The sequence below is a fragment of the Candidatus Alcyoniella australis genome (assembly GCA_030765605.1).
GTDB classification, from domain to species: Bacteria; Lernaellota; Lernaellaia; order JAVCCG01; family Alcyoniellaceae; genus Alcyoniella; species Alcyoniella australis.
In genome coordinates this window covers 1-8661 of sequence record JAVCCG010000010.1, presented here as the reverse complement: position 1 = coordinate 8661, position 8661 = coordinate 1, and the positions used below count along the sequence as shown (strand labels likewise).

10 protein-coding genes and 1 tRNA gene are annotated in these 8661 nt (G+C 65.1%); 5 read left to right on the top strand and 6 right to left on the bottom strand.

Annotated features, from left to right (window positions below):
* From P9M14_01015 to serS, 3 genes are all read right to left on the bottom strand, one after another.
* A partial coding sequence (locus P9M14_01015) for an MFS transporter (protein ID MDP8254305.1) occupies window positions 1-523 on the bottom strand: 523 nt, incomplete at its 3' end.
* A 41-nt stretch (window positions 524-564) separates the two neighbouring features.
* Window positions 565-656, bottom strand: a tRNA-Ser gene (locus P9M14_01010).
* Between the two features lie 92 nt (window positions 657-748).
* Window positions 749-2035: a serine--tRNA ligase gene (gene serS / locus P9M14_01005; protein MDP8254304.1), complete on the bottom strand. Its 1287-nt coding sequence runs from the start codon at window positions 2033-2035 to the stop codon at window positions 749-751.
* 123 nt (window positions 2036-2158) lie between these two features.
* Here serS and P9M14_01000 point away from each other — a divergent pair, with 123 nt between their 5' ends.
* The 5 genes from P9M14_01000 to P9M14_00980 all read left to right on the top strand — a co-directional run bounded on the left by P9M14_01000 (window position 2159) and on the right by P9M14_00980 (window position 6765).
* Window positions 2159-2695, top strand: a complete 537-nt coding sequence (locus tag P9M14_01000) for a sigma-70 family RNA polymerase sigma factor (GenBank protein MDP8254303.1) — start codon at window positions 2159-2161, stop codon at window positions 2693-2695.
* Window positions 2692-3366, top strand: a complete 675-nt coding sequence (locus P9M14_00995; protein ID MDP8254302.1) for a zf-HC2 domain-containing protein — start codon at window positions 2692-2694, stop codon at window positions 3364-3366. Before P9M14_01000 ends, P9M14_00995 begins: the two co-directional genes overlap by 4 nt.
* 4 nt (window positions 3367-3370) lie before the next feature.
* Window positions 3371-3895, top strand: a complete 525-nt coding sequence (locus P9M14_00990; protein MDP8254301.1) for a hypothetical protein — start codon at window positions 3371-3373, stop codon at window positions 3893-3895.
* A gap of 66 nt (window positions 3896-3961) precedes the next feature.
* On the top strand, window positions 3962-5341 hold the full coding sequence (locus tag P9M14_00985) for a radical SAM protein (protein MDP8254300.1): 1380 nt from the start codon (window positions 3962-3964) through the stop codon (window positions 5339-5341).
* The gene (locus P9M14_00980) at window positions 5341-6765 is read left to right on the top strand and encodes a radical SAM protein (protein ID MDP8254299.1); all 1425 of its coding nucleotides are present in this window, start codon (window positions 5341-5343) and stop codon (window positions 6763-6765) included. Before P9M14_00985 ends, P9M14_00980 begins: the two co-directional genes overlap by 1 nt.
* A gap of 160 nt (window positions 6766-6925) precedes the next feature.
* Here P9M14_00980 and P9M14_00975 read toward each other — a convergent pair whose 3' ends face one another.
* From P9M14_00975 to P9M14_00965, 3 genes are all read right to left on the bottom strand, one after another.
* A complete protein-coding gene (locus P9M14_00975) occupies window positions 6926-7426 on the bottom strand; it encodes a flavin reductase family protein (GenBank protein MDP8254298.1) in 501 nt (166 codons plus the stop codon).
* A gap of 76 nt (window positions 7427-7502) precedes the next feature.
* Window positions 7503-8306, bottom strand: a complete 804-nt coding sequence (locus P9M14_00970; GenBank protein MDP8254297.1) for an ABC transporter permease — start codon at window positions 8304-8306, stop codon at window positions 7503-7505.
* A partial coding sequence (locus tag P9M14_00965; protein MDP8254296.1) for an ABC transporter permease occupies window positions 8303-8661 on the bottom strand: 359 nt, incomplete at its 5' end. The genes P9M14_00970 and P9M14_00965, both read right to left, overlap by 4 nt.

The window sequence follows — 8661 nt, the reverse complement described above, 5'->3', positions numbered from 1 at the left end:
GCTTGAGCGCCATGGGAAAACCGATGCGGTCCAGCTGCCAGGCCACCAGCAGCGTGCCCAGGCCGAAGGCTCCCATGCGAAACGAGTGGTAGACCGCCAGCCGCCAGCCCTCGCTGCCCGAACGGTTAGTGCGGTAGATCAACGCGTCGAGGCTAATGCGAAACAGGTTTACGCCCACGCCGAAGATCACGAACGCCGCGACGAACAGGCTGAAGCTTTGGGTCTCGCTCAGGGCCAATGCGGCCACGGCCACCAGCAGCACCGATACGCTGACCAGCACACGCGAGCGACGACGATCGTTGCCCAAACCAAAGGGCACCGCGCCGACCAATGCGCTGATGTTGAACGCGCCGAAGACCACACCGATTTGCAGGCCGGAGTAGTGCAGGCTCTCGTCGAGATACAGCGGCAACAGGAACAGCACAAAGGCCGAAAACAAATTGGCCAGGCTGATCAACAGCAGGGGCAGCCCCCACTGTTCCATGCGGCCGGCCGGCAGCTGTTGTGCGTCGATGTTTTGCATATTGGGCCCGCCCGCGGGCGAAGCGTCTATCCTGGAAAAAGTGGCGGAGAGAGAGGGATTCGAACCCTCGGTACACGGTTAGGCGTACACTCGCTTAGCAGGCGAGCACCTTCGGCCTCTCGGTCATCTCTCCGCTGTTACCAGCGCGGAGCGTAAGTGTAAACAGCAGCGAGCGTCAATTCAACCCACTTTCACTTTTACTAATCACGATCAAAGCCCGGCAGCTCAGTCTGTTGGCGTAAGCAGTTCCGCGCCCACGCGCCCAACCAGCGCGTCGGGAACGCGCACCGATCCGTCGGCGAGCTGATAGTTCTCCAAAATCGCCACCAGGGTGCGGCCCACGGCCAGGCCCGAGCCGTTGAGCGTGTGCACGAAGCCCGCGCGCTTGCCCTGGCCCTTGGCGTCGATGCGGATGTTGGCACGCCGCGCCTGGAAGTCCAGGAAGTTCGAGCACGAGCTGATCTCGCGATAGCGCCCCTGGCTGGGGACCCAGACCTCGATGTCGTAGCACTTGGCAGCGGAGAACCCCAGGTCGCCCGAACAGAGGCTGACCACGCGGTAGGGCAGCTCGAGCTGTTGCAGCACCTGCTCGGCGTGGCCCACCAGCTGCTCGTGCGCCTCCCACGAGCGCTCCGGGTCGGTGAACCACACCAGCTCGACCTTGTCGAACTGATGCTGGCGGATCAGCCCGCGCGTGTCCTGGCCGTAGGAGCCGGCCTCGGACCGAAAGCAGGGCGTGAACGCGCAGTACTTAAGCGGCAACTTGGCCGGGTCGAGGCGCTCGTCGCGGTGCAGGTTGGTCACCGGCACCTCGGCCGTGGGGATCAGGTAGTAGCCGTCGGTGGTCTTGAATAAATCCTGCTCGAACTTGGGAAGCTGGCCGGTGGCGGTCATCGATTCGGCATTGACCATGAACGGCGGCAGCACCTCGGTGTAGCCGTGCTGCGTGGTGTGCAGCTCGATCATGAAGTCGATCAGCGCGCGCTCAAGGCGCGCGGCCGCGCCCCACAGCACGCAGAAACGCGCGCCCGAGATTTTTGCCGCGCGGCTGAAGTCGAGAATGCCCAGGCCCTCGCCCAGGCTGACGTGGTCGCGCGGCTCGAAATCAAACGCTTGCGGCTCGCCCCAGGTGCGGATCAGCTCGTTCTGACTCTCGTCGCGACCGATGGGTACCGACTGGTCGGGCAGGTTGGGGATCGAGAGCATGATCTGGCGCAGCTCGCCGTCCAGCTCAGCCACGCCTGGCTCCAACTCTTTGATCTTGGTCGCTATTTCCTTCATGCGGCCCATGATCTCCGAGGCGTCCTCGCCCGCTTGTCGCGCCTTGCCGATCTGCTTGCTGGCCTGATTGCGCTGGTGCTGAAGCTGCTCGAGCTCGACGATCCGCTCCCGCCGCTGCGAGTCGATCTGCTCGAAGCGTTCCAGGTCCTGCAATGCGTCGGTCGCGTTGCGGCCTTGGCAGGCGTTGCGTACGGTCTCGATGTTGTCGCGCACAAAACGGATGTCCAGCATCTCTTCTCTCCGGTTGAACAGCCGCACTTTTAGCATCGTCGCGAGTGCGGCGTCAACGCGCGCGCACTTTGTGTTTAACTTTCCGCCGTGTAAGCTTGTCTAAACCATGTGTCAGTGATCACGATGACCAAGCTGCCCGACCTAACCGATGCTGTGGCGCGCGCTCAGGCGGGCGAACACGAGGCGTTCGAGCAAATCGTCAGGGATTACACCGCGTTTGTTTATCGCACCGCCCTTTCGGTCACCAAGGATCCGGCTGAGGCCGACGAGGTAGTACAGAGCACCTTCGTGCGGGTCTATCGCAAGCTGCACACGTTCTCGGGCCGCTCGGCGTTTAGCACCTGGCTCTATCGCATCACGGTCAACCAGGCGCGCAACCGGCTGCGCGACCGCGCGCGGCACCAGGGAATGGAGCTGGACAAAGCACGGTTAAGCGTGGAGGACCACACGGCCGAACAGCTCGACCACGACCGCCGACGCCGGATGCTCTATCAGGCGCTGGACGAGCTTCCCGAGATTCAGGGCCAAGTCGCGCGGCTGCGGCTGGCCGAGGAGCTGCCCTTCGCGCAGATCGGCGAGGCCCTGGGCATAACGCAGAACGCGGCCAAGGTGAATTTTCATCACGCCGTGCGTAAGTTGAAAGAGAGGTTGGCGCAATGAAACCCCAATGCGAGTGGATCGAGCCGCTGCTCGACCTGCTGGCCGCCGGCGCCGAGCAGGAGCTGACCGAGGCTGAGAGCCGGGCCGTGCATCAGCACCTGGAGCAGTGCGCCGTGTGCCGCGAACAACTCGAAGCCCAGCGCGCGCTGCTTGGCGACTGGGGCAAAATACTGCGCAACGATCCGAGCCCCAACCATCGCGTGGAGCTAACGACCAGGGTAATCGAGCAGGCGCAGTCCGCGCCGTGGTGGCAATTAGCCTGGGAGCGTTTCGGGACGCGCACCCTGGTTCCGGCGGCCGCGCTGATCGTGGCCGCGCTGATCATCGGACTGATCAGCTTCGAACCGACCCAGCCCGCGTTGCAGCAAACAGCGCAGTCCGACCAGCCGCAGCAGGCTGCACAGTCAGACGAGCTCGACGCACTCAACGCCCTGGACGTCGAGCAGTTGCAGCTGGTGACGATCGACGAGCTGGACGATACGCAGGTGGCACAGCTGGACGACCTGCTGGCCCAGCAGATCAGCGAGGACCTCGATTCGACGCAGATCGATCAGCTGAGCATCGCCGAGGCAGGGGATATACAGTTGCTCTACGACCTGGACGACGAACAAATCGAGATGCTCATCGAGCGACTCAACTCGTATACAATCGACAGCACCCTGGGGGGATAGACCTATGAAATGGCTGCATGGATTAACGGCGATCGCGTTAATGCTGATCCTGGCCGCGCCGTGCATGGCCGCGCCCGGACAACGGCGCGGGGGCGGACAGGAAAAGCAGCTTGAAGAGCGGATCCAGTCGATCCGCATCTGGAAGATAACCGAGTTCCTCGAGCTCGATACCGAGCTCTCGGCCAAACTGTTCCCGGTGATGCAGCAATACGAGGACCAGATCAACGAGCTGCTGCGCGAGCAGCGCCAGATTCGACACGGGCTGGCGACCGCGATCAGCCAGGACAAGCCGCTGACCGCCGAGGAGCTGAACAAGCTGATCGATCGCTCGTCCCAGATCGATCACAAGATCATCGACCTGCATCACGAGGAATACGTCGCGGTCGCCAAGGTGCTCGACACAGAGCGAATGATGAAGTTCATTGCGTTCGAAATCCGCTTCCAGGAGGAGATCCAAAAGATCATCTACGATATCAAGCACAGCGACCGTCCGGCGCGCGGTATGGGCAATCGCACGCCCATGCGCTGATTTTCCGTCGGCGGCGTTGAACTCGTCGCTTGATTTCCCCTTCCGCGGGCCTTACAACGGGCTGGCATGCGCGTCCTGCTGGTAAAACCCCGCGAGCTCTCAGACTCGATCCAACCCAACCTCGGCCTGGGCTTTCTCGCCGCGGCCCTGAGCGAACGCCACCAGGTCGAACTGTTCGACGCGATCCGCCTGCACGCCAAGCCCGCGCGGCTGGCAAGCAAGATCGAGTCGTTTCGGCCCAAGCTGATCGGCTTCCAGGTCAACACCTACGGCCGCCGCCTGGACTTACCCTATATCCAGACCGCGCGTAACGCTGCTCCGAACGCGACGATCGTGCTCGGCGGCGCAGACCCCAGCGCCGACCCGGCGGGCGCCTGGGAATTCTACGGCGACTTGGTCGACTGGATGATCCGCGGCGAGGCGGAGAACGCCCTGCCCGCGCTGATCGAGCTGATCGCAAACAACAGCAGCGACTACGCCTCGGTGGCCGGGCTGGTGCGCCGCACTGATGCGGGAATCGAGTCCAATCCGCTGGACCGCGTGGACCTGGCGCAGGTGCCGCTGCCGCGCTGGGATCTGCTGCGACCCGACCTGGCGCCCCCCGCGCCCCAGGGAGCGTTCTACCGCGCAACCCCGCTGGCGCCGATCTCGATCAGCCGCGGCTGCCCGCACCCCTGCACCTTCTGCGGAGCCTCGGCGATCTCGGGCCGCCGCGTGCGCTACCGCCCGTTGGAGAGCGTGATCGAGGAGATCGAGCTGCTGCGGCGCGACTACGGGATCAACGAGATCCACGTGGTGGACGACAACTTCACCCACGACGGCGATTACGTGCGCGCCTTTTGCGAACGGATCCTGGCCGGTCCGCGCCTGTGGTGGCTGTGCCCCAACGGCCTGCGGATCGACACCCTCGACCGCGAGCTGGTGCGGCTGATGTTTCGCGCGGGCTGCTACTCGATGAACCTCGGGATCGAATCCGGCTCAAACCGAATGCTGAGCCTGATCCGCAAGAACCTGACCGTGGAGCAGGTGCGCAGCACCGCGCAAATGCTGCACGAGGAGGGATTTCTGCTGCGCGGCTTCTTCCTCTACGGCTTCCCCACCGAGACGCGGCAGGAGCGTCGACAGTCGCTGAAGCTGGCAATGGAGCTGCCGCTGGCCGTGGGGCACTTCATGCTGTTCCACCCCTTCCCCGGCACCTCGGCCTACGAGGCTCTGGAGTGCGGCGACTACGCGGGAACCTGGCGGCGCGACGCGCCGACCCTGGCCGAGGTGGCGTTCGTGCCCGAGGGGACCACCGCGAGTAGATTAAAGAACGAACAGCGCTGGGCCCTGCTGCGCTTCCACGCGCGGCCGCGGGTGATCATCGAGATCCTGCGCAACGTGCGCGGGCCGCGGCACCTGGTCTATCTGCTGCTGCGCATCATGCGTTGGCTGGTGGGCGTCTGATGCGGGTAGCGCTGATCCAGCCCGCCGAACGCCGGATGATCGGCGCCAACCTGCCGCGCGAGGTCGAACGCATCCGCGGGATCAATCCTCCGATCGGACTGATGTACGTGGCCGCCGCAGTGCGTCAGGCCGGGCACGAGGTGCTGATCATCGACGCCGCATTGGACAACCTGCGGCCCGACCAGATCGGCGCGCGTCTGCAACAGTGGCATCCGGACCTGGTGGGCGTAACCGCGGTCTCGTTCAGCATGCCCGACGCCCTGGACGCCGCGGCCGCGGCGCGCGCTGCCGTGCCCCACGCGCCGGTGGTGATGGGCGGGCTCCAACCCTTCCTCTATCCGCGTGAGACCATCGCCCTCGAGCCGCTGGACATGCTGCTGATCGGCGAGGGCGAGACCACGCTGCCCGCGCTGCTCGAACGGCTGTCGGGCAACGGGAAAATCGACGACGCGCCGGGCCTGGTGCGCCAAGTCGATGGACGGATCGAGACCAACCCGATGCCGCCGCGCATCGAGCAGCTGGACTCGATTCCGCGACCGGCGCGCGACCTGGTGGACACCGCGCGCTACGGCTCGCTGATCACCGACCTGCGACCGCTGTCGATTATAATCACCAGCCGCGGTTGCCCTTTCCGCTGCGCATTCTGCTCGCGCTCGATCACGGGCAAACGCTTCCGCGCGCACTCGGCCGAGTATGTGATCGAGGAGCTGCGCGAGTGCGTGGCGATGGGCATTCGCTACCTGCTGATCTACGACGAAGTGTTCACCATCGACCGCGAGCGCGTTTTGCAAATCTGCGACGGGATGGTCCGCGAGCGGCTGCCGTTGCGCTTCACCGCGCGTGCCACGGTGCAGACCGTGGATCACGAGCTGCTGCTGGCGCTCAAGGCCGCGGGGTGCGACATGATCACCTACGGGGTCGAGGCCTCGGACCCAGACGTGCTGCGCACGTTGGGCAAGCCCTACACCCTCGAGCAAGTGCGCGAGACCTTCGCCCTCACACGCGAGGTCGGGCTGCCGCATCTGGCGTACTTCATGCTCGGCAATCCCGGCGAGACCGAGGGCCACGTGCGCCGAAGCATCTCCCTGGCCCGCGAACTCAACCCCGACATGGTGCATACCGCAATCTACATCCCCTACCCCGCGACCAAGATCTACGAACGGGCGCTGGCCCAGGGCGTGATCAGCGAGGATTACTGGCAACGCTTCGCAGCAAATCCGCGACCCGATTTCGATCCGCCGGCCTGGCCCGGGGCGATCACCCGCCGTCGGCTCGAGGCGCTGCTGCGACGCTTCAACCGCCAGTTCTACTTGCGGCCCGGCGTTGTACTGCGACGGCTAATCCGCAGCCGCGGACGCGGCCTGTGGGCCGACATCAAACGCGCCCTGGTGCTGCTACCGCGACTCGGACGCAACGGGGGGTGAGGGGTAATATTGTTTTTCAACAATATTGGGTAGGCGCGAGACTTGCCCCCGACTAAAAGTCGGCTACGCGGGGTGGGGCGTTGCTCAATGATTATCGTGCTGCGCGAGTCTTGTGGCGGCTCCAAGCCGCCGCGAGTTTTGTGCCCGGCTCAAAGCCGGGTCAGCCGTAGCCCTTGCCGAAGTCGTCGACTCCGAGCACGGGCGAGTCCGGCTCGTTGAGCCGCACGTCGCGCACCAGGCCGAAGAACAGCGTGTGGTCTCCAGGCACGAACGTTTTAACTATTTCGCACTCAATGCTCGCAACGCTGTCGCGCAGCAGCGGCGCACCGATGCTTCCGCGCTCGAGCTCCAGCCCGTCGAACTTGTGGCTGCGCTGCTCGCCCTTGAGTTTAAAGCGCGGCACCAGCGCGGCCTGCTCGGGCTTGAGCAGGTTCAGCGCAAAGCTTCCGGCCGATTCGAGCATCTGGTGGGTGTAGCGGCTGGAGTGGACCGCGATCATCACCAGCGGCGGGTCGAAGCTCACCTGGCTGACCCAGCTTACGGGCATGCCGTTGACTTCGCCGCCCTCCTCCACGGTCAGGATGTACAGCCCGTAGTGCAGCTTGGCCAGGGCGTCGCGTAGGATTGAGGCGTCCGGAACGTCGTTATTGGCATCGCTCATAGCTTCCCCCTTTTAATATCCAATCGTCATTAAACCCTCGCGGCGCGCGGGTCTTTATGATCTTCGACAGGTCGCGCTATTGCGCGGCACCCTGGGGGTCGAGCCGATCGCGCAGTCCGTCGCCGAGGAAGTTGAACGCCAGCACGGTCAGGGCGATGGCTAGACCGGGGAACGTCGCCAAATGCGGCGCCTTGCGCAGTTGCTCCGCGCCCTCGGAAATCATCGCGCCCCACGAGGGCATGTCCTGGGGGCCCAGCCCGAGGAAACTCAGCGAGCTCTCGGCGAGCACCGCCCCGGCAATGCCGAACGAGGCCTGGACGATCACCGGCGCGAGCACCACCGGCGCCACGTGCCGCCAGAGCACGCGCGACTCGGGCACGCCCGTGGCGCGGGCCGCGATCACGAAGTCGCGCTCGCGCACGGCCATCACCTGGCCGCGCACCAGCCGCGCGTAGCCCACCCAGCCCAAAGCCGAGAGCGCGATGATCACGTTGGTTACGCTGGGCCCGAGAATCCCGGCGATGGCGATGGCCAGCAAGATGCCGGGAAAGGCCATCAGCACGTCGACCAAGCGCATCAGCGCGCCGTCGAACACTCCGCCGAGGAACCCGGCCAACCCGCCGAGCAGCGAACCGACCAGCGCGCTGACCAGCACCACGATCAGGCCCACTGCCAGACTGACCCGCGCGCCGATCAGCACCCGCGCCAGCACGTCGCGTCCCAGCTTGTCCTGCCCCAACAGGTGCGTGCGGCTTGGCGCGCTCAGGCGCTGGCCGAGCTCGAGCTGTTCGGGATCGGCGCGGACCAGCAGCGGTCCGAGCAGCGCGGCCGCAATCAGCAGCAGCACCAACCCCAGGCCGATCCAGGCGCGCACGGTCATCGCGACTCTCCGCGAACCCCGAGCCTGATGCGCGGATCGGCTATTGCGTAGGCCAGGTCGGTAAGCAGGTTGACGCCGACGAACACGAAGGCGAAGAGCAGCACGCAGCCCTGGACCACCGGGTAGTCGCGGCGGTTGAGCGCACTGATGAACTCGGTGCCCAGCCCGGGCCAGGCAAAGACGTTCTCGGTAATCACCGCGCCGGAGAGCAGCGCGCCGAACTGCAATCCGATTACGGTCAGGATCGGAATCGCCGCGTTGCGCATCACGTGCTTGAGCATTACCAGCCACTCGGGCATGCCCCGCGCGCGCGCCGCGATCACGTAGTCCTCGCCGATCACCTCGAGCACTGCGC

Coding starts and splice junctions, on each gene's coding strand:
- serS (MDP8254304.1), bottom strand. CDS start 2,035: ATGCTGGACATCCGTTTTGTGCGCGACAACATCGAGACCGTACGCAAC.
- P9M14_01000 (MDP8254303.1), top strand. CDS start 2,159: ATGACCAAGCTGCCCGACCTAACCGATGCTGTGGCGCGCGCTCAGGCG.
- P9M14_00995 (MDP8254302.1), top strand. CDS start 2,692: ATGAAACCCCAATGCGAGTGGATCGAGCCGCTGCTCGACCTGCTGGCC.
- P9M14_00990 (MDP8254301.1), top strand. CDS start 3,371: ATGAAATGGCTGCATGGATTAACGGCGATCGCGTTAATGCTGATCCTG.
- P9M14_00985 (MDP8254300.1), top strand. CDS start 3,962: ATGCGCGTCCTGCTGGTAAAACCCCGCGAGCTCTCAGACTCGATCCAA.
- P9M14_00980 (MDP8254299.1), top strand. CDS start 5,341: ATGCGGGTAGCGCTGATCCAGCCCGCCGAACGCCGGATGATCGGCGCC.
- P9M14_00975 (MDP8254298.1), bottom strand. CDS start 7,426: ATGAGCGATGCCAATAACGACGTTCCGGACGCCTCAATCCTACGCGAC.
- P9M14_00970 (MDP8254297.1), bottom strand. CDS start 8,306: ATGACCGTGCGCGCCTGGATCGGCCTGGGGTTGGTGCTGCTGCTGATT.